The organism is Flavobacterium faecale (genome assembly GCF_048320115.1).
Taxonomy (GTDB): domain Bacteria; phylum Bacteroidota; class Bacteroidia; order Flavobacteriales; family Flavobacteriaceae; genus Flavobacterium; species Flavobacterium faecale_A.
Window position 1 is genome coordinate 13,869 of the sequence record NZ_CP182943.1, and the last position, 24,737, is coordinate 38,605.

General features: G+C 35.6%; 19 protein-coding genes and 1 tRNA gene. 13 read left to right on the plus strand and 7 right to left on the minus strand.

Annotation, left to right across the window (positions count from 1 at the left end; all coding sequences use genetic code 11):
- The first annotated feature begins 40 nt into the window (after window positions 1-40).
- Together ACNH59_RS00030 and ACNH59_RS00035 are read left to right on the plus strand one after the other, a co-directional pair.
- The gene (locus tag ACNH59_RS00030) at window positions 41-949 is read left to right on the plus strand and encodes a type IX secretion system membrane protein PorP/SprF (RefSeq protein WP_418263421.1); all 909 of its coding nucleotides are present in this window, start codon (window positions 41-43) and stop codon (window positions 947-949) included.
- Between the two features lie 12 nt (window positions 950-961).
- Window positions 962-2,902, plus strand: coding sequence for an OmpA family protein (locus tag ACNH59_RS00035; protein WP_418263422.1), 1,941 nt, complete (start codon window positions 962-964; stop codon window positions 2,900-2,902).
- A gap of 33 nt (window positions 2,903-2,935) precedes the next feature.
- Here the strand turns inward: ACNH59_RS00035 and ACNH59_RS00040 are convergent, their stop codons facing one another.
- The 6 genes from ACNH59_RS00040 to ACNH59_RS00065 form a co-directional block, all read right to left on the minus strand.
- Window positions 2,936-3,454: a CAP domain-containing protein gene (locus ACNH59_RS00040; protein WP_418263424.1), complete on the minus strand. Its 519-nt coding sequence runs from the start codon at window positions 3,452-3,454 to the stop codon at window positions 2,936-2,938.
- 446 nt (window positions 3,455-3,900) lie between these two features.
- On the minus strand, window positions 3,901-4,410 hold the full coding sequence (locus tag ACNH59_RS00045) for a CAP domain-containing protein (RefSeq protein WP_418263425.1): 510 nt from the start codon (window positions 4,408-4,410) through the stop codon (window positions 3,901-3,903).
- A 570-nt stretch (window positions 4,411-4,980) separates the two neighbouring features.
- Window positions 4,981-5,054, minus strand: a tRNA-His gene (locus tag ACNH59_RS00050).
- A gap of 75 nt (window positions 5,055-5,129) precedes the next feature.
- Window positions 5,130-5,846, minus strand: a complete 717-nt coding sequence (gene bshB1 / locus ACNH59_RS00055; protein WP_418263426.1) for a bacillithiol biosynthesis deacetylase BshB1 — start codon at window positions 5,844-5,846, stop codon at window positions 5,130-5,132.
- A 62-nt stretch (window positions 5,847-5,908) separates the two neighbouring features.
- Window positions 5,909-6,976, minus strand: coding sequence for an isochorismate synthase (locus tag ACNH59_RS00060; RefSeq protein WP_418263427.1), 1,068 nt, complete (start codon window positions 6,974-6,976; stop codon window positions 5,909-5,911).
- Between the two features lie 41 nt (window positions 6,977-7,017).
- Window positions 7,018-7,443: a hotdog fold thioesterase gene (locus ACNH59_RS00065; RefSeq protein ID WP_418263428.1), complete on the minus strand. Its 426-nt coding sequence runs from the start codon at window positions 7,441-7,443 to the stop codon at window positions 7,018-7,020.
- 149 nt (window positions 7,444-7,592) lie between these two features.
- Here ACNH59_RS00065 and ACNH59_RS00070 point away from each other — a divergent pair, with 149 nt between their 5' ends.
- Both ACNH59_RS00070 and purL read left to right on the plus strand, forming a co-directional pair.
- Window positions 7,593-9,113: a right-handed parallel beta-helix repeat-containing protein gene (locus ACNH59_RS00070; RefSeq protein WP_418263429.1), complete on the plus strand. Its 1,521-nt coding sequence runs from the start codon at window positions 7,593-7,595 to the stop codon at window positions 9,111-9,113.
- Window positions 9,114-9,190: 77 nt separating this feature from the next.
- Entirely contained in the window at window positions 9,191-12,844 is a 3,654-nt protein-coding gene (gene purL, locus ACNH59_RS00075) for a phosphoribosylformylglycinamidine synthase (RefSeq protein ID WP_418263430.1), read from the plus strand.
- Window positions 12,845-12,997: 153 nt separating this feature from the next.
- Here the strand turns inward: purL and ACNH59_RS00080 are convergent, their stop codons facing one another.
- Window positions 12,998-13,837 (minus strand): alpha/beta hydrolase family protein, encoded by an 840-nt coding sequence (locus tag ACNH59_RS00080; RefSeq protein WP_418263431.1) that lies wholly within the window; start codon window positions 13,835-13,837, stop codon window positions 12,998-13,000.
- 164 nt (window positions 13,838-14,001) lie between these two features.
- Here ACNH59_RS00080 and ACNH59_RS00085 point away from each other — a divergent pair, with 164 nt between their 5' ends.
- The 9 genes from ACNH59_RS00085 to ACNH59_RS00125 all read left to right on the plus strand — a co-directional run bounded on the left by ACNH59_RS00085 (window position 14,002) and on the right by ACNH59_RS00125 (window position 24,630).
- Window positions 14,002-14,436 (plus strand): hypothetical protein, encoded by a 435-nt coding sequence (locus ACNH59_RS00085; RefSeq protein WP_418263432.1) that lies wholly within the window; start codon window positions 14,002-14,004, stop codon window positions 14,434-14,436.
- Window positions 14,437-14,513: 77 nt separating this feature from the next.
- Window positions 14,514-16,289 carry an AMP-dependent synthetase/ligase gene (locus ACNH59_RS00090; protein ID WP_418263433.1) on the plus strand — a complete coding sequence of 592 codons (1,776 nt, stop codon included), beginning with the start codon at window positions 14,514-14,516 and terminating at the stop codon, window positions 16,287-16,289.
- A 278-nt stretch (window positions 16,290-16,567) separates the two neighbouring features.
- Window positions 16,568-17,035, plus strand: a complete 468-nt coding sequence (locus ACNH59_RS00095; RefSeq protein ID WP_418263434.1) for a MarR family winged helix-turn-helix transcriptional regulator — start codon at window positions 16,568-16,570, stop codon at window positions 17,033-17,035.
- On the plus strand, window positions 17,019-19,409 hold the full coding sequence (locus tag ACNH59_RS00100; protein ID WP_418263435.1) for a 3-hydroxyacyl-CoA dehydrogenase NAD-binding domain-containing protein: 2,391 nt from the start codon (window positions 17,019-17,021) through the stop codon (window positions 19,407-19,409). The genes ACNH59_RS00095 and ACNH59_RS00100 overlap by 17 nt, the downstream gene beginning before the upstream one ends.
- 107 nt (window positions 19,410-19,516) lie before the next feature.
- The gene (locus ACNH59_RS00105; protein WP_418263436.1) at window positions 19,517-20,698 is read left to right on the plus strand and encodes an acetyl-CoA C-acyltransferase; all 1,182 of its coding nucleotides are present in this window, start codon (window positions 19,517-19,519) and stop codon (window positions 20,696-20,698) included.
- Window positions 20,699-20,805: 107 nt separating this feature from the next.
- Window positions 20,806-22,596 carry an acyl-CoA dehydrogenase family protein gene (locus ACNH59_RS00110; RefSeq protein ID WP_418263437.1) on the plus strand — a complete coding sequence of 597 codons (1,791 nt, stop codon included), beginning with the start codon at window positions 20,806-20,808 and terminating at the stop codon, window positions 22,594-22,596.
- A 118-nt stretch (window positions 22,597-22,714) separates the two neighbouring features.
- A complete protein-coding gene (locus tag ACNH59_RS00115) occupies window positions 22,715-23,242 on the plus strand; it encodes a superoxide dismutase family protein (RefSeq protein WP_418263438.1) in 528 nt (175 codons plus the stop codon).
- Window positions 23,243-23,287: 45 nt separating this feature from the next.
- The gene (locus ACNH59_RS00120; RefSeq protein ID WP_418263439.1) at window positions 23,288-23,854 is read left to right on the plus strand and encodes a YdeI/OmpD-associated family protein; all 567 of its coding nucleotides are present in this window, start codon (window positions 23,288-23,290) and stop codon (window positions 23,852-23,854) included.
- Window positions 23,855-24,063: 209 nt separating this feature from the next.
- A complete protein-coding gene (locus ACNH59_RS00125) occupies window positions 24,064-24,630 on the plus strand; it encodes an L-threonylcarbamoyladenylate synthase (protein ID WP_418263440.1) in 567 nt (188 codons plus the stop codon).
- The last annotated feature ends 107 nt before the right edge of the window (window positions 24,631-24,737 follow it).

Here is a 24,737-nt window from a genome sequence, read left to right on the forward strand (position 1 = left end):
CTCCTGAGGATGAAAATCCTCAGGGTAAAACTAGAACCAAATGAAGACAAAAATACTTTCTTTCGTTTTGATGTTTACAGCCATTGTAAGTTTTGCTCAACAAGATGCTCAATTTACCCAATATATGTATAACACAATCAATGTCAATCCTGCCTACGCAGGGTCTAGAGGAGCCATGAGTATATTTGCTTTGCATCGTACCCAGTGGGTAGGACTCGATGGAGCACCTGTAACAAACGCCTTTTCTGTAAATACCCCTTTGAACCTTAGCAGACTAGGACTTGGTGTATCTGTTGTTAACGACAGGATTGGACCCACTACAGAGAATACCATATCTGGAGATTTGTCCTATACCATCCCTACTTCTGAGACCTTTAAACTATCCTTTGGGATTAAAGCTACTGCTAACCTTTTTAATTTGGATGCTAATAAGCTAAACCCTGTAGATGCCTCTGATCCTACGCTACAAAATTTCAGCAAATTCAATCCTAATATAGGTGCTGGTCTATATTTACATTCTGACAAAGCTTATGTAGGGCTTTCTGTCCCTAACTTTATTGAATCCAATCGTTATGATGATAATGAAGTCGCTCTTTTTAAAGAAAAAGTAAACTACTATCTGATTGCTGGATATGTATTTGATTTAAACAATTACATCAAATTCAAACCTGCCATGCTTTCTAAAATAGTTAAAGGAGCTCCCCTTCAAGCTGATTTTTCAGGTAATTTTCTCTTCTATGATAAATTTATGATCGGTGCGTCTTATAGATGGAGTGCTTCTCTGAGTGCCATGGTAGGATTCCAAATATCTGATGCTATGTATATTGGTTATGGTTATGATAGAGAAACAACCAATCTTAACAATTACAACTCTGGTTCTCATGAAATTTTCTTGCGCTACGAGATTTTCAAAAACAACGATAAAATCACTACTCCGAGATTCTTCTAAAAAGCAATTATTATGAAAAATAAGATACTCCTTTATATAACAATAGTAAGTGTTTTTTCTTTAAACATTTATTCTCAAAAAGCGCGTTTAGCAGCTGCTGATCAAAAATATGACAACTACGCTTATATAGATGCCATAAAAACCTATGAAAGGGTTGCTGAAAAAGGATATAAATCGGTTGATATGTTCCAAAAACTAGCTAATGCTTACTACTTTAACGCGCAACTTGAAAATGCAGCAAAATGGTATGGCGAATTATTTGCTATGGATAGTACCAACTTAGGTCCCGAATACTATTACAGATATGCACAGTCTTTAAAAGCTACTGGTGAGCATAAAAAAGCAGATGCTATTATGCTTAAATTCGTTGAGCTATCCGATAACGACAATAGAGCTAAACTCTTTAAAAATAACAGAAATTATCTGGCTGAAATCAAAGCAAACTCTGGCAGATATGATATTGAAGATGCGGGTATCAATTCTCAATATTCTGATTATGGGACTGCTATTTACAAAAACAAACTCGTTTTTACCTCTGCTCGTGATACTGGAAGTTTAGGACAAAGAAAACACACTTGGACCAACCAATATTTTACCAATTTATATTCAGCTGATTTGGGAGACCAAATGACTCCTAGTTCGCCTACTAAATTTGATAAAAACATCAACTCTAAATTCCATGAATCTACTCCTGTATTTACCAAAGATGGAAATACCATGTATTTTACTAGAAACAATTATATTGATGGTAAAAAAGGTAAAAATGGGAACGATGTTACTTTGATTAAAATATACAAAGCTACACTTGAAAATGATAAATGGACAAATATAACAGGACTTCCTTTTAACAGCGATAACTACTCTACCGCGCATCCTGCGCTGAGTAAAGATGAAAAAACACTCTACTTTGCTTCGGATATGCCTGGCACCTTAGGACTTTCTGATTTGTTTAAAGTCAAAATAAACGATGATGGTAGTTTTGGTACTCCTGAGAATTTAGGAAATAGCATTAACACTCCTGGTAGAGAAACTTTTCCTTTCCTGAGCGAGGATAACGAACTCTACTTCGCCTCAGATGGACACCCTGGTTTAGGGGGGTTAGATGTATTTGTTTCCAAAATAAGTCAAGACGGAACCTTTGGAGAAGTACAAAATGTGGGAGCTGATATTAATTCACCTAAAGACGATTTTGCCTACTTAATAGACTCTAAATCTCGTAGAGGATTTTTTACCTCTAACAAAGATGGCGGACACGGATATGATGATATTTACAAATTCCTAGAAACTAAACCTCTGAGTTGTGAACAAGAATTGTATGGACAAATCACAGATATAGATACCAAAGAAGTACTACCAAATACAAAAGTGAGTCTCTTTGACAAAAGATTCAAAGACGTATCTTCGATGATGTCTGACGAAAAAGGAAATTACTCCTTTACCGTTGAATGTGATAAAACATACTACGTAAGAGCTGAAAAACCAGAATACACTACCAAAGAGGAAAAAGTTACTGTGGACAAAGATAAAGGCAAAACAAAACTTGATATTGCTTTAGAAAAAATCACTTGTAAAGTGGCTATTGGTGATGATTTAGGAAAATGTTTTGGAATCAAAATGATTTACTTTGACTTTGATAAATCTGATATTAGACCTGAAGCAGCTTTAGACCTAGAAAAAATATTAGATGTTCTAAAACAATATCCTAATATGAAACTCGATATCCGTTCGCATACCGATAGTAGAGGTAGTTTTAAATACAACGAAGCTTTATCTGATCGAAGAGTGAAATCAACAATAGCTTGGTTGATTCAAAACGGAGTCAAAACCAACCGACTTATTGGTAAAGGATACGGTGAATATGAACTCGTAAACCAATGTTCTGATGGGGTTAAATGTACCGAAGAGGAACACCAACTCAACAGAAGAAGTGAATTTATTATTACTGATTTGTAATAGAAATAAAAAAGGGGAGTTCCCCTTTTTTAATTATCTAATTCTAACAAAAATATTAGTAAAGTATTTTTTTCCAGATACTGGTTCTGCCTTAATCGCAATACCAAAATGAGTAAAATTACCTATTATTTGTTTTTTATGAACATCACTTTTTAACCAAGCACTTAAAACACCTTCAGCAGTATTAAAATTAAAAGCTAAATTTTCGTTTACAGTTTCGGCACCTAGAACTTCTTTTATATTCTCAGAACGTATTGAAAAATTATCATGACTAATACTGTTATTAGAAATCATATAGTCATTATGCTCTTCTGATTTGATAGAAATATAATTTATTTTCTCTAAAGTCTTTAAACCCAAACTTTTTCGATAATTATTTATAATATCCAATGTTTCTAATTCAAGACTAGAATAAGTATAACCTACATTTTTCTGGGTTTTTAAATCATTAGTAGAAGTGATAGATTCATTTGTTGCAGCATCAGTAGTACAGGCGTTAAAAACAAAAAAAAGTGAACTTAATATAAGAACACGAGAAAAATTTCTATTCATAAAATTCATAAAATTAGTGAAGTAACTTTATAGCATATTTCTCTTTTATTTTTGATTTAACTGAATCAAACATACATACGTTTGGGTTATAACATACATAAACATCGACGAAATACATCTTTTTAACACTAATTTGGAATTTTTCTTATAGTGGTTTTTTTTTGATTATTATTTTTTTATTTAAATTCCCACATAAAGCATTTTTTTAAAAATTAAAAAAAGAAGGAATGGATGTACTAATTTAATTTACATCATAAATAAAAAAGGCTGAAATACCAATTTAGTATAGCAACCTTTATGCTCTAAGGACAAATTAACTTTACTCTAAAATTTAAAAAAAGCTGATTTTAATTTATCTCGTTATTAATTTCCAAAATAATTTACTAGTTCTAAAAAATACTTTCTTCGCTTTATTCATATTTTTGAAATTTAAAATTAAACAATGATTATATTTTTGCAAAAATATTAGTATAATATTTTTTTCCTGTTTCTGGATCAGTTTTTATAGCTATTCCAAAATGAGTATAATTTCCAACAATATTTTCTTTATGAGCTGGACTATTTAACCAGGCAGCAACTACAGATTCAGCAGTTTTAAAATTGTATGCTACATTCTCACCTACTTTTTTTGCACCTAGTACTGCAATAATATTTTCTGAACGTGCTACAAAATTATTATGGTTAACTACTTTATTTGTTATCATATAATCATCGTGTTCTTCTGATTTAAAAGAAATATGATTGATTCTTTCTAAAGTACTTAAACCAACACTAACACGATACTCATTAATTAAATTCATAGTTGCTATTTCCATTTCATTATAGTCATAGTCCACAACTTTGGCGGTAAGATTCGTTGCGTTATCCGCAGTAGCTTCAGAAGCATCAGAAGAGCAAGAATTCATTGTAAAGATAACTGTAGTAAGTAATACTAGACGAAGTAAATTTGCTTTCATAACTGTAGTAGTTTAAGTTTAAAGTAGATTGTGGGGCAAAAAACTTTAATATGTTTGTAATTAACTCTTGTTTTATTTTCTAATCCAAAAATATACAATTAACCGATAAAAAACACAAAATAATCGACGAAATACATTATTTATTTTTTAAATATATATTATTCTTACAAAAATAATTTAACAAGATCAAGACAAAATGTTGTGGAAAATATAGTAAAATGTATATTTTAGTATTTTAATAATAAATATCAATACCTGATTTTTCTTGGATCAAGAACAAAAATTGGGGATTAAGCAAATAATTTAGTTAGTCTAGAAAGAAGAAGAAAATAACAATCAACATAAATCTACTTTGAAAACAGAAACATAAACGTTTTTTCAGCAGAATCTTTTTTATGCAAAACTAAATCATTATGAACTGAAAGTCCATAGATATGGTTTGGTAGACTAAAAATGGGCAAGGTTGGGGTATAAAAAAGGACTAAAATTTAGATAAAATAATTTGACCCCACCCAACGTTCACTTAAATACAAAAAAAGCCTCGAATTACTTCGAGGCTTTTACATTTTGGGTGGATGACCGGGTTCGAACCGGCGACCCTCGGCACCACAAACCGATGCTCTAACCAGCTGAGCTACAACCACCATTTGCTTTGCGGTTGCAAATATACAACTAAACTTGAGTTCTACAAACCTTTTTTAGAAAAAAAATCAATAAAATCACTTCAAGTCCCCTAAACTATTGACAGCCAAATATCTTTCAACCGTAAAACCTTCTGCATGATCTACTCCTACTAACCTTCCTAAGTCTCTTGAGCGATAATTTAGGCTTTCAAAAAAGTTTTTTGAACTTATTGGAGACTCCGGTTCATTAGAATTAGGATCATAAAACTGTGACTTATATGCTAAAATGCATTCAATCTTTTTTTCTGTAAACCCTGTAATATCTACCACAAAGTCGGGCTCTACATTTTTCCACTGAATATAATGATACACTACCTTAGGTCTCCATGCGTTTTGACGCTCTCCATTATAATCCGTTTCAATTTTCATCAAACCTGATAAAAAACAAGCATCAGAAACTAATTTACTCCCTTTAGCGTGATCGATATGACGGTCATCAATAGCATTACATAACACGATTTCGGGTTGGTATTTCCGAATCATTTTAATGATTTCTTTTTGGTGTTTTTCATCATTAACAAAAAAACCATCTCGCATCGCTAAGTTTTCGCGAATAGAAATACCCAATATTTTTGCCGCGGCCTCTGTTTCCTGATCCCTGATTTCTGCAGAGCCTCGCGTCCCTAATTCTCCTCTAGTTAAATCAACGATTCCAACTTTTTTACCTAACGATATTTCTTTTAAAATAGTTCCTGAGCATCCTAACTCTACATCATCTGGATGTGCTCCAAAGGCCAATATATCTAATTTCATTATTTATTTTTTTTCTCCAATATTCATCTTGGAGTCATTCATTAATTTTTCAAAAAAAAAGTTTACAATACTTTTTTCATGGTTTGTGCTTTGTTAACACTTTCTTTCCACTCTTTCTCAGGGTTGGAATCTTTAGTTATCCCACACCCTATATACAAATGTGCCTGCTTATCTTTTACCTGCATACAACGAAGATTTACGTATAAATCCGACTTTGTTCTATGTTTATCAAATTCCTTAATATTCAATTCCCCCAAAAATCCTGTGTAATAGCTTCTATCATATCCCTCATGAGTTAATATAAAGTCTTTAGCCGCTTTTTTAGGCAAGCCACATACCGCAGGAGTGGGATGTAAAACCGCTACCACTTGACTCAAATTTGATTGTTGATTAATCACTCCTTCAATATCCGTAATAATATGCAGTAAGTTTCCAGCTTTCAACGTATAAGGACTCGAAATTGCAATTTCTGAAGTGATGTTTTTTAAATTTTCAAGAATAAAATCGGTCACGATTTGCTGTTCTTCCATTTCTTTTTGATTCCAAACCACATTCTCAGCATCATCGCCAGTTGTAGTCCCTGCCAAAGCCATGGTATAAAATCTTTCTTTATTTGCTTTCAACAATCTTTCAGGTGTTGCCCCCATCCACAAACCAATTTTGGGATGAAACCAGCAATAACAGAAAGCTGCAGGATAATTTTCGATTAATTTCTTAAACACCTTAATCAAATCAAAATTAGGCACAGCAACCATTTCTTCACGTGACAAAACCACTTTATTAAGTATCCCTTGTTGTATAGCGTCAATTCCTTTTTGAACTAATACCTCAAAATGTGCTTTTTCAGAAGGATCTTCTTCCTGAACTTTATCTATCCCAGAGTTTAAAACAGCTTCATTCAAAGGCATCCTAGCCTCCCATTTAACAGAATGCTCCTTAGGTATTAAAATCATTTGACTACCTTCAAATGGAGCAAAAACAAAACCTTTCTCTTTAAAATTTTCCGCAAAATACAAATGATCATTTTTTTGAAAAAAACCAACTAACTTTTTCTTATTTGGTTTCTTAAAAATTACAAATGGCAAATGCTGCGCTTCTTGCTGTTTCACTTTTATAAAAAAATCAATCATAAATTATCTATTTAATGAAAAATTAATAAAGTCAATGCTAACTAGGTCTTCTTTTTATCTAAAACGATATTCGACAATTTGCATAATGAAATTAAATTCCCTTGTTCGTCTGTAATTTTTATTTCCCATAAATGGATTGTTCTGCCTTTATGAATAATCTTGGCTGTTCCATAAACATAGCCCTCACGAATACTTTTAAGATGATTCGCTGAAATCTCAATTCCTCTTACTTCTTGCGCTTCTCTGTCAATAAATAGATGCGAAGCCATACTCCCTACACTCTCAGCCAAAGCAACTGCTGCGCCACCATGAAGAAATCCCATAGGCTGGTGCACTCTAGAATCAACAAACATTTTAGCTACCAAAAATCCTTCTGAAACATCAACATATTCGATGCCTAACGTTTCCATCAAAGTATTTTTAGTAAATGCGTTACAAGCCGCTAATGTTTTCTCTTTATCAAACATTGTAATCACTTTTTTTATTAAAAGATTGTAAAAATAAGTAAAACTAAACTAGCAAAATAATAAATAGATTTGGATTTATACACCTATTTATTAAAAATCTTACCTATATAGATTTAGTTTTTTTCTATTTTTACAAAAAAACTAAATCAATGCGTCCATTTTCTTTTTTAGCGATTCTAGGAATTCTTATTTTCATTTGTTCATGTCGTTCTGATTTTGAAACTATCGCTAGCAAAGGAAACCTTAGCTTTTCAAGAGATACTATCTTTCTAGATACGGTATTTTCAACCCTAAGCTCTAGTACTTACACATTAAAAGTATACAATCAGTCCAAAAGCGATATCAATATCCCAACTATAAAACTCGGTAAAAGATTAAACTCAAAATACCGAATGACCGTTGATGGAATGACCGGAAATCAAGGAAAAGAATTTGAAAACATCACGCTTTTAGCCAAAGACAGCATCTATATCTTTATTGAAACAACAGCAAACACTAATGATGCTAGTACTGCTGACTTTTTATACACAGACGACATCGAATTTGACAGCGGTTCGAATCAGCAAAAAGTAGCCTTAGTGACCCTGATTAAAGATGCTGTTTTTTTATATCCTCAAAAATTCAATAACGGAACTACTGAAACCCTTACAATTGACGGTGAAGACACCTATGGTTTTTTCTTAGATGAAAACGACCCTATTAATGGTAATGAACTCCTATTCACTAATCAAAAACCCTATGTAATTTACGGTTATGCAGCAGTACCAGAAGGCAAAACAGTCACTTTTGATGCGGGCGCAAGAGTTCATTTTCACGCCAATTCTGGATTAATTGTATCCAAAGATGCAAGTCTGAAAATTAACGGAACAACATCAACTACAGGAGCTCTTGAAGGAGAAGTTGTTTTTGAAGGAGATCGGTTAGAGCCTCTATATTCTGACATCGCTGGACAATGGGGTACGATATGGTTAAGAAACGAAACAAAAAACAACGCCATCAATCACCTAACTTTAAAAAATGCTACAATCGGTTTACTGATTGAGAACAATCAAGGTAACACGATGACAATCAAAAACACCCAAATTTATGATTGTACCAATTACGGGCTATTAGCCAAAAATGCCAAAATCGAAGGTGAAAATATCGTTATAAACTCGGCTGGACAAGCAAGTTTGGCTCTAAACTATGGAGGAGATTATAAATTTACACATTGTACTTTTAACAACAATTGGAACGGGAATAGCCCAACTTCGGTTAGTATTAATAACTTCGAATTTGGAGCAACACCTGAGTTAAAAAACCTATCACAAGCAACCTTTAACAACTGTATCATTTATGGTTCTTACTCAAACCATTTGAGTTTAAACAAAAAGGACGGCGCTGCCTTTGAATATCTTTTTAATAATTGCCTCATCAAATTCTTTGGCACATCAACCAATCCATTGTACCAATTTGCAACCGATCCTACTCATTACAATGCAATAATACTCAATAAAGACCCTAAATTTTACAAACCTACACAAAACGATTTCAATATTGACAATACTTCTAGCGCTTTCGCAAAAGGGAATCCCACACACAACATCCCTTTTGACATTACGGGGACAACCAGAACTTTACCTCCTGATTTAGGAGCTTATCAAAGTAAAGAATTTCCAAAAAAATTATAAAAATACTTTTGTTTTGGCTCTTGTCTTTACTACTTTTTTAAACTAAATTTGCACCGTAATTCATCAAATACAAAACAATGATTCATTTCTTTGAAAACCAAAGCAAAACCGTTTATGCCGTTCAAACGCAAAACGAAATTTCGGCTCAAGACATATCAAAACTAAACTGGCTTTTTGCCAATGCAAATAAAATAGAAAAATCCGCATTGACGGATTTTTTTGTTGGTCCTCGTGCAACCATGATTACTCCTTGGAGTACCAATGCCGTTGAAATCACTCAAAACATGGGGATTCCTGGAATCATCAGAATAGAAGAATTTCACCCTGTAACTGTAGATTTTACCGATTTTGACCCTATGTTGTCTCAAAAATATTTTGAATTAAATCAAGATATTTTCACCATCAATATTGAGCCAGAAGGAATTTTAGAAATTGATGATATTGCCGCTTATAACAAACAAGAAGGTTTGGCTTTAAGCACTGAAGAAGAAGAGTATTTGAATAATTTAGCGACTAAATTAGGTCGTAAATTAACGGATTCTGAAATTTTTGCTTTTTCTCAAGCGAATTCAGAGCACTGCCGTCACAAAATTTTCAACGGTACTTTTGTAATTGATGGCGAAGAAAAAGAAACTTCTCTTTTTAAATTAATCAAAAAAACATCACAGGAACACCCTGGTGATATCGTATCAGCATACAAAGACAATGTAGCTTTTGTAAAAGGACCAAAAGTGCAACAATTTGCGCCAAAAAGCGCTGACAAAGCCGATTTTTATGAAACTAAAGATTTTGACTCTGTTATTTCTTTAAAAGCCGAAACACATAATTTCCCAACAACAGTTGAGCCTTTCAACGGAGCAGCAACTGGAGCGGGAGGTGAAATTCGTGACCGTTTAGCAGGAGGACAAGGTTCGTTGCCACTAGCAGGAACAGCTGTTTACATGACTTCGTATTCAAGATTAGAAGAAAATCGTCCATGGGAAAATGCGGTTGCAGAACGCAAATGGTTGTACCAAACGCCGATGGATATCTTAATCAAAGCTTCGAATGGAGCTTCTGACTTTGGAAACAAATTCGGTCAACCTTTGATTACAGGTTCTGTATTGACTTTCGAACATGAAGAAGAGGCTCGCAAACTAGGTTTTGACAAAGTAATCATGCAAGCGGGTGGAATTGGATACGGAAAATTAGATCAAGCTATCAAACACAAACCACAAGAAGGAGACAAAATTGTTATCCTTGGTGGTGAAAATTATAGAATTGGAATGGGTGGAGCAGCAGTTTCATCGGCTGATACAGGTGCAATGAGCACAGGTATTGAGTTGAATGCTATCCAACGTTCGAATCCAGAAATGCAAAAGCGTGCTGCCAATGCCATTCGTGGTTTAGTAGAAAGCGACATCAACCCTATTGTATCCATTCACGATCACGGTGCAGGTGGACACTTAAACTGTCTTTCTGAATTGGTTGAAGATACCGGTGGATTGATTGATTTAGACAAATTGCCTGTTGGAGACCCAACACTTTCTGCTAAGGAAATCATCGGAAACGAATCGCAAGAAAGAATGGGATTAGTAATCGCCAAAAAAGACATTGATACTTTACAACGCATTGCTGATCGTGAGCGTTCCCCAATGTACCAAGTAGGTGATGTAACTGGTGACCACCGTTTTACATTTGAATCAAAAATCACAGGTGCCAAACCTATGGATTACGCTTTAGAAGATTTCTTTGGTAGTTCTCCAAAAACGATTATCACAGACAAAACCATCGACCGAAAATATGAGGATGTAAGTTACGATAAAAACAATATTGCCACTTACCTAGAGCAAGTATTACAACTTGAAGCAGTGGCCTGTAAAGATTGGCTAACAAACAAAGTGGACCGTTGCGTCAGCGGAAGAGTCGCCAAACAACAGTGTGCAGGACCTTTACAATTGCCTTTAAACAACTGTGGTGTGATGGCTTTAGATTACTTAGGAAAAGAAGGAATCGCTACATCTATTGGCCACTCTCCTATCGCAGCATTAATTGACCCTGTTGCGGGTAGTAGAACTGCCATTGCTGAATCGCTTTCAAACATTGTTTGGGCACCAATTAAAGGTGGAATGGACGGGCTTTCATTGTCTGCTAACTGGATGTGGGCTTGTAAAAACGAAGGTGAAGACGCTCGTTTGTATGCTGCCGTACAAGGATGTTCTGACTTTGCTATTGAATTAGGAATCAACATTCCTACTGGAAAGGATTCCCTATCAATGAAACAAAAATATCCTAATGACGAGGTAATCGCACCGGGAACGGTAATTATTTCAGCTGCTGGACATTGTACCGATATCAAAAAAGTAGTAGAGCCTGTTTTACAAAAAGACGGTGGTTCAATTTACTATATCAACTTATCACAAGATGAGTTCAAATTAGGAGGTTCTTCTTTTGCTCAAACTTTGAACAAAATTGGAACGAATGCTCCAACAATTAAAGACGCTGCTTTCTTCAAAAAAGCATTCAATAGTTTACAAGATTTAATTGGCGATAACCAAATCTTAGCCGGTCATGATATTGGCAGTGGTGGTTTGATTACGACTTTATTGGAAATGTGTTTTGCTGATGTGAATTTGGGAGCCAAAATTGATTTCTCTGTTTTCGCTGAAAAAGACATTATCAAATACCTTTTCGCTGAAAATATTGCGGTTGTTTTCCAAGCTAAAGACGATGCAACTGTTGAAGCACAATTGAATAAAAACGGAGTGGAATTCTTCAAATTAGGTTCAGCAACTAGCGAAGCTACTTTAGATTTTGGACCATGTAAACTTGATATCAATAAGTATAGAGATATTTGGTACAAAACCTCTTTCCTTTTAGACCAAAAACAATCTAAAAACGGAACGGCTCAAGAGCGTTTTGACAACTATAAAAACCAACCATTACAATTCACTTTCCCAGCACATTTTACAGGTAAAAAGCCAGTAATTGACACTTCAAAACCACGACCAATCGCAGCAGTGATTCGTGAAAAAGGAAGTAACTCTGAGCGTGAATTTGCTAATGCCATGTATTTGGCTGGATTTGATGTGAAAGACATCCACATGACCGACTTGATTTCAGGTCGCGAAAATTTAGAAGATGTACAATTCATTGGAGTTGTAGGAGGATTTTCTAACTCAGACGTCTTGGGGTCAGCTAAAGGTTGGGCCGGTGCTTTCTTATACAATGAAAAAGCCAATACCGCTTTGAAAAATTTCTTCAAAAGAGAAGACACACTTTCAGTAGGTATTTGCAACGGATGCCAGTTGTTTATGGAATTAGAATTAATCAATCCAGAGCACGAAGTACACGGAAAAATGCTTCACAATAACAGTCATAAGCACGAAAGTATTTTTACATCTGTTACAGTTCAAGAAAACAAATCAGTAATGTTGTCAACTTTAGCAGGAAGTACTCTGGGAGTTTGGGTATCACATGGAGAAGGTAAATTCAACTTACCATTAGCCGAAGAAAACTACAACATCGTAGGGAAATACGGTTACGACAGCTATCCAGCAAACCCTAATGGTTCTGACTACAACACAGCGATGTTGTGTGACACTACAGGTCGTCACTTGGTAATGATGCCACATATTGAACGTTCTACTTTCCAATGGAACTGGGCAAATTATCCAAAAGATAGAAACGACGAAGTTTCACCTTGGCATGAAGCCTTTGTTAATGCTAGATTGTGGATTGATAATAAATAATTTCAGAACGGACATAATTCATTTTATAAAAGCGGTAGACGTAAGTTTACCGCTTTTTTTGTGGTAAAAAAAGTCCTTACATCAATCCAGATTATAGATTTATTATATTGAATAATGACCGAATTGACACACTCCTTTTCAAACAAAATACTATTACAAAAATGCTTTCGTTACTGCAACCAACTCTTTGGTATGTTCTGTCAATTCCTTCTCTTGATAAGGGTGTGAGCCTCCAAAAACGTGATTAGCAGCTTCGATAATATGAGTTTTGGCTTTGGTAAAATGTTTCTTTAACAAATTAAATTCTTCCATTTTTACCGCTGCATCATCGGTACCTTGAACAATCAAATACGGAATATCCAGTTTTTTAGTACAATTTCTCAAGTCGTACTTTTCCTTATTGGTTTCCATATCTTCTAAAATCTCAAGCTGCAAAGGCATCATTTGATTGGTTCTTGCGTTTTTTATGTACTGTATACCATCGGCCTTCCATTTCTCAATGAATTTTGAACTCCAATTGCGATGAAAATCAAAAGGACTTGCCCAAGTCACCACTTTTGATATTTTGGTTTGATATTGTGTACAATATAACAACGCCGAAACACCACCTTTACTGTGTCCGATAATAAAAATTTTATTGGTATTAACTTCAGGCAATACTTTAGAGATTTCGTTGACTAAAAAATGCTCTACACTTTGAATATCTTCCATTTCCTTTCCCAAAGTATTGACAGCAAATTTGTCTAAATGGGTAAAATCATCGGACTGTGCTACTCCCATTCCGTTGTGAGAAAAATTAAACTTTAGAAATGAAAAACCATTTTCTACAAAATAATCAGCAATTAATTGCCAACAACCCCAATCTTTAAATCCCTTGAAACCGTGACAAAATATGATGACCCCTTTAGAATTCAACCCATTAGAATAACTAATGTCAACCAAAAATTCCTCATCGGATGCTCCTTGTAAAACGAATTGCTTATTTTGTACCATGCTAAAAAAATTGAATTAAATATTCCATCAAATTCAAGCTAAAATTACGGCTTTTTAAATGAAACCAAAACTTTTCAGCAATAAGAAAACTCAAGAAAAAGTAGTTTTAGCATTCATAAATACAACTATTTCACTAGATTTGTTTACCCTCTAAACGCAGCAAAATGAAAAAAATTTACGCATTTACTCTGAATTTATTCTTGTTATCAACTGTCGTTTTTTCTCAAAACAGCAGCTCAAAAATAACCATACACGATCAAGACCTCGTACTTACTAACAGTATAGGTTTTTCCATAAATGGAACCTACCTATATGATGGACTAGCTGAACCTATTGTCTTGTTAAACTCCAATGGAACAGGGATTTTTCAAACAAAAGATTTGTCCAAAAAAAATATCCATTGGGGCATTGAAGCTACTACCGATGGAAATCCTAAGTTTGAAGAAGGTTTTAACAGTGCGGCTTATACACTTTGGTACAAAGATGATTTAGATTCTGATGAAAAATGGACTTCGGTACAATTATCCATTCATTATGATAAAAAGAAAATATTCATTGCTGGAGAAAGAAGCAAAGAATATAGTGGTGAAGCAAAGTAATTTTATTTGATTTTATTCATTTATTTCAAAAAAGAATAACTTTTTTTTTCTATTTTGCAGTACCATACAACCAGACTATGACAACCATAACCAGACTTTTCGACTTTCCGTATTACCAGCAAGATAAATTCAATAACATTCCTGACGCGCTTGTTATCAAGCAGAATGGAACTTGGGTAAAAACCTCTACACAGGAATACATAGCTCAAGCTAATGCAGTCTCGAGAGCTTTGTTACGACTGGGAATTCAAAAAGACGCTAAAATAGCGGTCATCTCCTCAAGCAATAGAACCGAATGGAATGTCATGGATATCGGTATCTTGCAAACAGGAGCTCAAAATGTTCCCATCTACCCTACTATTTCTGAAGAAGATTACGAATACATTTTAAATCATTCTGGCGCTTCTTACTGTTTTATTTCGGATATAGAATTATTCCAAAAAATCAGCAAGATAAAAAACAATGTACCTCTATTAAAAGAAATTTATAGTTTTGACAACATTCCTAATTGTAAAAACTGGAAAGAAATATTAGAATTAGGTGCAGACGAAAGTAACCAAGACGAAGTAGAATCTAGAAAAAACAGTGTCAAAGCAGAAGATTTGGCAACAATAATTTACACTTCAGGGACTACAGGAAAACCTAAAGGCGTGATGTTATCACACAACAATATTGTTTCAAATGTTTTGGACAGCGCCCCTCGAATCCCTTTTGAAGAAGGAAAAAGCCGAGCATTAAGCTTTTTACCGGTTTGCCATATCTTTGAACGCATGATACTTTATTTGTACCAGTTTTATGGCGTTTCCATTTATTTTGGCGAATCTATTGAAAAAATTAGCGACAATATTAAAGAAGTCAAACCTACTGTAATCACTGCTGTGCCAAGACTTATAGAAAAAGTATATGACAAAATATACGCAAAAGGCAGCGAACTTACAGGCATAAAACGTAAATTGTTTTTTTGGGCAATAGACTTAGGATTACGTTACGAACCTTATGGAATAAATGGCAGGTGGTATGAGTTCCAACTCAAAATTGCCCGTAAACTTATTTTTAGTAAATGGAAAGAAGGATTAGGAGGCAATCTGGAAATTATGGTATCAGGAAGTGCCGCCTTACAACCGAGACTGTCACGCATTTTTGCTGCTGCTCAACTCCCAGTTATGGAAGGTTATGGTTTGTCTGAGACCTCTCCTGTAATAGCGGTAAATGACATAAGAAACAACGGTTTTAAAGTAGGAACTGTTGGAAAACCCATTCGCAATGTAGAGGTAAAAATCGCTGCCGATGGAGAAATTCTATGCAAAGGTCCTAACGTCATGCTAGGATATTTTAAAGATGAAACCAAAACCAACGAAGTAATTGAAGATGGATATTTCCATACAGGAGACATTGGTGAAATAGACGCTGAAGGCTTCCTGAAAATCACTGACCGCAAAAAAGAAATGTTCAAAACTTCTGGTGGTAAATACATTGCACCCCAAATTATTGAAAACGCGATGAAACAATCTCGTTTCATCGAACAAATAATGGTCATCGGTGACGGTCAAAAAATGCCTGCCGCTTTTATTCAGCCTAATTTTGAATTCGTTAAAGATTGGGCTAAAATTCACAAGGTTGACATTGGAAACACCAACGAATCACTTGTAAACAACCAAAAAGTAATTGACCGCATTCAAGAAGAAATAGACGAAATCAATTGCAAATTTGGACATTGGGAACAAATTAAAAAATTCCAATTGACACCTGAAATCTGGACACCTGACAACGGACACCTGACCCCGACAATGAAATTGAAACGTAAAATTGTTATGGAAAAATACAAAGATTTATTTGATAAAATTTACTCCTAACAAATGTAACTACCACAAAAACAAACTTTTCAAAGCATCACACAGACTAACGACTTTTTTTATCAAATTAAAATTGATACGAAATGTTATTTTTTTCATGGTTACAATCCTTAAACAAAAAGCATAAAACATTAAAAACCACTCAAACTTAAATTGAGTTGAATATTTGAAAAGTTGAGATCATTCCATTAGTCTCCATTTTTAACAAAAAAATAATAGTATTTTATTATGCACGCATAATATTTTTTTCTTATATTTGAGAAAGACTTACTATTCTCATGAAAGAAAAAACGATCGATTACATTCTTAGAGCTACTTGGCAAGCCATTTCTAGGATGTACAATGAAGAAGCCTTAAAATACGGAGGAACAATGGCCACAGGCTTTGCACTGTTATCAATGGACAAAGAAAAAGGCACTCCTTCAACAGCCTTGGGACCTAAAATGGGAATGGAAGCCACAAGTCTAACACGAACCCTAAAATCTATGGAAGAGAAAGGCTTGATAATACGAAAAAAAAATCCTGAAGATGGTCGTGGTGTACTTATCTATTTGACGGATGAAGGAAGAAAAAACCGAGCTATCTCAAGGGAAAATGTTATGAAATTTAATGATACTGTCAAGCAACATATTCCAGCTGAAAAACTACAGCATTTTATGGAAGTAGCTGAAACGATAAACGAACTAATTCAGAATAAAACTATTTTTAATCAAACCGAAAAAACTGAAAATGAAACGCACAATTAAAAAAGTTGCAGTAATAGGATCAGGAATAATGGGTTCTGGCATTGCTTGCCATTTTGCCAACATTGGTGTCGAAGTCTTACTACTAGACATCATTCCGAGAGAACTTACTGAAAGTGAAACCAAAAAAGGACTGACGCTAGAATCGCCTTTGGTACGCAATCGTGTAGTCAATGAACATTTGGCAAACGCATTGAAATCCAAACCGTCCCCTATTTACAGTCAAAAATTTGCTAGCCGAATTACAACTGGAAATACGACAGATGACATGCATAAAATTGCTCAAGTCGATTGGATTATTGAGGTGGTTGTAGAACGATTAGACATCAAGAAATTGGTTTTCGACCAAATTGAAGAACATAGAAAACCGGGTACATTAGTAACTTCGAACACTTCTGGAATTCCAATTCATTTTATGAGTGAAGGTCGTACTGAAGATTTTCAAAAACACTTCTGTGGTACTCACTTTTTTAACCCTGCGCGTTATCTAAAGTTATTCGAAATTATTCCTGGACCTCAAACATCTTCGGAGGTTTTAGATTTCCTCACGGGATACGGAGAAAAATTTTTAGGAAAAACTTCCGTAGTAGCCAAAGACACTCCAGCTTTCATTGGAAACCGAATCGGGATTTTCGGAATTCAGAGTTTGTTTCATTTGGTCAAAGAAATGGATTTAACCGTAGAAGAAATAGACAAACTAACAGGTCCCGTAATTGGCCGTCCCAAATCGGCTACTTTTAGAACAGTAGATGTTGTTGGTTTGGACACTTTAGTACATGTTGCCAACGGAATCTATGAGAATTGCCCTGATGATGAACAACACGAATTATTTAAACTACCCGATTTTATCAATAAAATGGTAGCAAACAAGTGGTTTGGCAGTAAAACTGGACAAGGATTTTATAAAAAAGAAGGAAAAGAGATTCTAACTTTAGACCTGAATACTTTAGAATACAGAGCTGCTAAAAAAGCCTCTTTTGCCACTCTTGAACTTACAAAAACAATTGACAAACCTATAAATCGCTTCAAAGTCCTTGTAAAAGGAACTGTTAAAGCTGGAGAATTTTATCGAAAAAGTTTTTCCGCCCTTTTTGCCTATGTCTCTAATCGTGTTCCTGAAATTTCAAACGAACTATTTAAAATTGACGATGCTATGAAAGCGGGTTTTGGTTGGGAAAATGGTCCCTTTGAAATTTGGGACGCTATTGGAGTTGAAAAAGGAATTGAAATTATGAAAGCCGAAGGTCTTGAACCTGCCGCTTGGGTAAATGAAATGATATCAGCCGGAAGCAAAAGTTTTTATACTATCAAAGACGGAGCTACTTATTATTACGACCTCCCAAAAAAATCTCAAGAAAAAATACCAGGACAAGATGCTTTTATCATCCTGAACAATATACGCGAAAGTAAAAAAGTATGGAGTAACAGCGGGGCAATCATACAAGATTTGGGAGACGGCATTTTAAATCTGGAATTCCAATCGAAAATGAATACCATTGGAGGTGACGTACTACAAGCCATTAATAAAGGAATTGATTTAGCTGAAAAAGAATACGAAGGATTAGTAATAGGTAACCAAGCTGCTAATTTCTCTGTGGGTGCCAATATCGGAATGATCTTTATGATGGCCGTTGAACAGGAATACGATGAACTGAACATGGCTATAAAAATGTTCCAAGACACCATGATGAGAGTACGTTATTCGAGTATCCCAGTCATAGTGGCACCACATGGAATGACCTTTGGAGGCGGTTGTGAGATGAGCTTACACGCCGATAAAGTAATAGCTGCAGCCGAAACCTACATGGGATTAGTCGAATTTGGAGTTGGGGTTCTCCCTGGCGGTGGCGGTTCCAAAGAAATGGCATTGCGTGCTTCTGATTTGTTTCACAAAAATGATGTGGAACTGAATGTTTTACAAGAATATTTTTTAACCATCGCCATGGCAAAAGTTTCGACCTCAGGATACGAGGCTTTTGACACAGGGCTTTTGCAAAAAGGAAAAGATATCATCGTAGTCAATAAAGACCGCCAAATTGCTGAAGCCAAAAAGCATGCTTTATTAATGGCAGAAGCAGGCTATACTCAACCGATTCGTCGTACCGATGTAAAAGTTTTAGGCAAACAGGCACTCGGAATGTTCTTAGTAGGAACCGATCAAATGGTAGCCGGAAGTTATATCTCTGAACACGATAAAAAAATCGCAAACAAACTCGCTTATGTAATGGCCGGTGGTGATTTATCCGAGGCGACATTGGTAAGCGAACAATATCTATTGGATTTAGAAAGAGAAGCTTTTCTTTCTCTTTGTACCGAAAGAAAAACATTGGAACGCATTCAGCATATGTTGAAAACGGGGAAACCGTTGCGTAATTAATATAAAAACATTAATGTAGAACTATTTTTAGAACACTGATTTAAACTCAAAAATCTCAGATTTTCCTAATCTGTGTACCAAAAAAATACTACTCAAAAAAATCATCAATGAAAACAGCCTATATCGTAAAAGCATACCGAACAGCCGTTGGAAAAGCTCCAAAAGGTTTGTTCCGATTCAAAAGACCAGATGAACTGGCAGCAGAAACCATTCAGTACATGATGAATGAGTTGCCTGATTTCGACAAAACCCGTATTGACGATGTCATGGTAGGAAACGCCATGCCAGAAGCAGAACAAGGATTGAACGTGGCTCGTTTAATTTCCTTGATGGGATTAAAAATTGAAGAAGTTCCAGGAGTTACGGTCAACCGATATTGTGCCTCAGGAATCGAAACTATTGGAATGGCTACAGCCAAAATCCAATCAGGAATGGCAGATTGCATTATTGCAGGCGGTGCCGAAAGCATGAGTTATATCCCCATGGGAGGTTACAAACCAACTCCCGATTATGCTGTTGCTAAAGCAGGAAACGAGGATTACTACTGGGGAATGGGATTAACAGCCGAAGCAGTTGCCAAACAATTCAATGTTTCAAGAGAAGACCAAGACCTATTTGCTTACAACTCTCATCAAAAAGCTCTAAAAGCCCAGGCTGAAGGAAAATTTGACAAGCAAATCGTTCCTATCACCGTGGACCAAACCTTCATTAACTCAAATGGTAAAAAAGAAACAAAATCATACACCGTTACTCAAGACGAAGGACCAAGAGCCGATACTTCCCTAGAAGCATTAGCCAGATTGAGACCTGTTTTTGCTGCTGATGGTACCGTAACCGCCGGAACATCTTCTCAGATGAGCGATGGAGCTGCCTTTGTATTAATCATGAGCGAAGAAATGGTCAAAGAACTAAAACTGGAACCTATAGCACGATTAGTTAGTTATGCCTCTGCAGGTGTTGAGCCAAGAATTATGGGAATTGGACCTGTAAAAGCCATCCCAAAAGCCTTGAAACAAGCAGGATTACAACAAAAAGATATTGATTTGATCGAATTAAATGAAGCATTTGCTTCACAGTCTTTGGCGGTAATTCGAGAACTAGGACTAAACCCTGACATTGTCAATGTTAATGGAGGCGCAATTGCGCTTGGACATCCATTAGGGTGCACTGGAGCCAAACTTTCGGTACAATTATTTGACGAAATGAAACGACGTGGCAGTAAATACGGAATGGTTACCATGTGCGTAGGAACAGGTCAAGGTGCAGCAGGGATTTATGAGTTGTTGTAATGCCGTATCCCCCGAAGGGGAACAAGAACGAAAACTAGAAATAATTTTATAACATAAACCCTACTACCCCCAGTAGGATTACCCCTTCGGGGATAGGGGGATGAACCATGGACAACATAACCAGAGGAGGACAATTTATTGTCAAAGAAACCAAATGTGAATCTATTTTCACGCCAGAAGATTTTAACGAAGAACAAATCATGATGCGGGACACCGTTAAAGAATTTGTTGACAAAGAATTATGGGCACACAAATCCCGTTTTGAACAAAAAGACTATGCCTATACCGAAGAATGTATGAAAAAAGCTGGAGATCTAGGTTTCTTGAGTATTTCTGTACCCGAAGCTTATGGCGGAATGGGAATGTCTTTTGTCAATACGGTTTTGGTTTGTGATTATATTTCTGGAGCTACAGGTTCGTTTTCTACTGCTTTTGGAGCACATACAGGAATTGGAACCATGCCTATTACACTTTACGGTACTGAAGAACAAAAACAAAAATACGTTCCTAAACTAGCCTCTGGAGAATGGTTTGGCGCATATTGCTTAACGGAACCTAGCGCTGGGTCAGATGCCAACTCTGGTAAAACAAAAGCCGTACTTTCTGAGGACGGAACTCATTACAAAATTACAGGACAAAAAATGTGGATTTCCAATGCAGGATTTTGTCAACTCTTTATCCTTTTTGCCCGAATAGAAGATGATAAAAACATTACTGGTTTTATTGTCGAAAATGATCCTGCAAATGGAATCACGATGAATGAAGAAGAGCATAAATTAGGTATTCGCTCCTCTTCTACCCGTCAAGTCTTCTTTAATGACACAATCGTTCCTATTGAAAATATGTTGTCCGAAAGAGGAAATGGTTTTAAAATTGCTATGAATGCACTGAATGTTGGACGTATCAAATTAGCGGCTGCTTGCCTCGATGCCCAACGTAGAGTCATTTCAGGCTCAGTAAAATATTCGAATGAAAGAGAACAGTTTAACACTCCTATTTCTAAATTCGGAGCCATTCGGTATAAATTAGCAGAGATAGCTACCTCATGCTACGCAGGAGAAAGTGCCACCTACAGAGCTGCAAAAGATATTGAAGATCGTATTGCCGCTCGCGAAGCTGAAGGTGTCTCTCACCAAGAAGCAGAACTAAAAGGAGTGGAAGAATATGCTATTGAATGTTCGATTTTAAAAGTGGCTGTTTCTGAGGACATACAAAATTGCTCTGATGAAGGAATCCAAATTTTTGGTGGAATGGGATTTTCGGAGGATACCCCAATGGAATCTGCTTGGCGTGATGCACGTATTGCCCGTATTTACGAAGGTACTAACGAAATCAACCGCATGCTTTCAGTAGGAATGTTAGTAAAAAAAGCAATGAAAGGCCATGTAGATTTATTAGGTCCCGCTTCCAAAGTTGCTGAAGAACTAATGGGAATTCCATCATTTGATGCTCCTGACTACTCTGAATTATTTTCAGAAGAAAAGGAAATGATTGCCAAATTGAAAAAAGTATTCCTAATGGTTGCTGGTAGTGCTGTTCAAAAATACGGCCCCGATTTGGATTCGCACCAACAATTATTAATGGCTGCCGCCGATATCTTGATTGAAGTATATATGGCAGAAAGCACCATTTTGAGAACAGAAAAAATGGCCAAAAAAGAAGGAGCCGACAAAGTAAAAGAACAAATTGCTATGGCACAATTGTACTTGTATAAAGCAGTTGACATTGTAGCTTTAAGAGGTAAAGAAAGTATTATTTCGTTTGCCGAAGGCGATGAACAACGCATGCTTTTAATGGGTTTAAAACGTTTTACAAAATATACTAATATGCCTAATATTGTAGCCTTGAGACATACAATTGCCACAAAGCTGATTAACGAAAATCAATATTGTTTCTAATATTGGTTATATAATTTTTGGTTAAATTATAAATGTTAAAAAACCGTTCTAATTTTGTTATTAGAGCGGTTTTTTGTTCGAAAATGGCTAACTTTATCAAAATTTAAAAACTTTTACAATGAAAAAACTGATTCTTTCTTTCGCTTTGTTGGCCATAGTATTCCTTGGTTGTAAATCGCTTTATTCGAATGACAAAAAACTAAATTTGACCTTTGAAGCCAAAAGCAATAGCAATGTGGCTGGAACAGCAACCTTTATAGAAAAAGACGGAAAAGTAACTCTTGAGGCTCATTTTACAGGTTTAACACCTGGGGTTCATGCCATACACATTCACGAAAAATCGGATTGTTCCGCTCCAGATGGAACTTCGACAGGAGGTCATTGGAATCCCACTTTTAAAAACCACGGAAAATGGGGAGTAGGACAATACCATAAAGGAGATATTGGGAATTTTACTGCTGATAAAAATGGTCATGGCTCCATTAAGTTCTCAACAGACGAATGGAATATTGGATCTGGAGACCCTACCAAAGATATTTTAGACCACGCCATTATCGTTCACCAAGGAACAGATGATTTTAAAACGCAGCCTACAGGTGATGCTGGTGGACGTGTGGCTTGTACAGCGATTATCAAACAATATTAACAATATGTCGTTTGTCACACTATCCTTCAATTAATTAATATCGTTTTGAAAGAACTTTTAGAACTCTATTTTAAAAACAGTACCGAATGGCGTGAATGGTTAGATACCAATCACGCCATTTCTGATGGAGTATATTTGATTTTTTACAGAGTGGCCAGCGAACACGAAAGCATGCGCTGGGAAGAAGCAGTACAAGTGGCACTTTGTTTTGGTTGGATTGATTCTACGGTCAAGAAAATAGACGAAGACAAACGCCGTCAGAAGTTCAGTCCTAGAAAACCCAAAAGCGTGTGGAGTAAACTCAATAAATCCTACCTCATCCAACTCGAAAAAAATAATCTTATCCACGAAAGTGGCTACGCATCAATCCAAAGAGCCAAAGAGAATGGCTCTTGGGAATCACTAGTTGCTGTTGAAGCGCATCTTATTCCCTTTGATTTAGAAAAAGCATTTGCTGAAAACCCAACGGCTTTTAACAATTACCAAGCCTTTGCTCCTTCTTACCGAAAAAGTTATCTCTACTGGCTCAACCAAGCCAAACGTGAAGCCACAAGAATAGCGAGAATACAAGAAATTATTGCTTTGTGTGAACAGAATATAAAGTCAAGGTAGTTTTTTTTGGCGAGCAAATTTTAGGGATTCGCTACACATTTCAACATCAATGATTCAAATCATCCTACAGATATAATAAGGAATGCCCAAATAATTTTTCTACCAGTGCGAACATTCTATAAAATGTCGTTAAAATAGATTTTTAAACCTGCTTGGATGCCCGCTAAATGGGAACAAATAAATATCTTTGCACCACTTAAAACGGAAAGATGGATATCAATCAGGAAATACACAAGGCTTTTGAGGTGATTAAGGAAGGTGGAATCATTCTTTACCCTACTGATACAGTTTGGGGAATAGGTTGTGATGCTACTAATGCAGAGGCTATTGCCAAAATATACAAACTGAAGCAACGCACCGAAACGCAATCGATGATATGTTTGATGAATGGTGAAAAAATGCTGTACAATGTATTTAAAGAAATCCCTGAGGTGGCTTGGCAAATTCTAGATTTATCTGAAAACCCAACCACTTTGATTTTAGACAACCCACGAAATGTGGCTCCAAACATCATTGCTCCTGATAAAACACTCGGAATTAGACTTGTGAAAGAACCGTTTTGCTTCAAACTAATGGAGCGAATGAAAAAACCATTGGTATCGACCTCCGCGAATATTTCAGGACAACCTACCCCTAAAAATTTTAAGGAAATTAGTCCTGCAATTATTAACGGCGTGGATTATGTCGTGAATTTAAATAAAGACAAGGTGTCGGGCAAACCATCAACGATTATTAAGTTAACGAATGATGCGCAAGTTAAGGTAATACGTAAATAGTATTTTTACATACAAAATATGTAGTTAATATGTCATTCAGAACTATGAGGAATCACATAAAGCAAATCAATACAGATTTTATAGTAATTACCTGAACAATTTCAAAA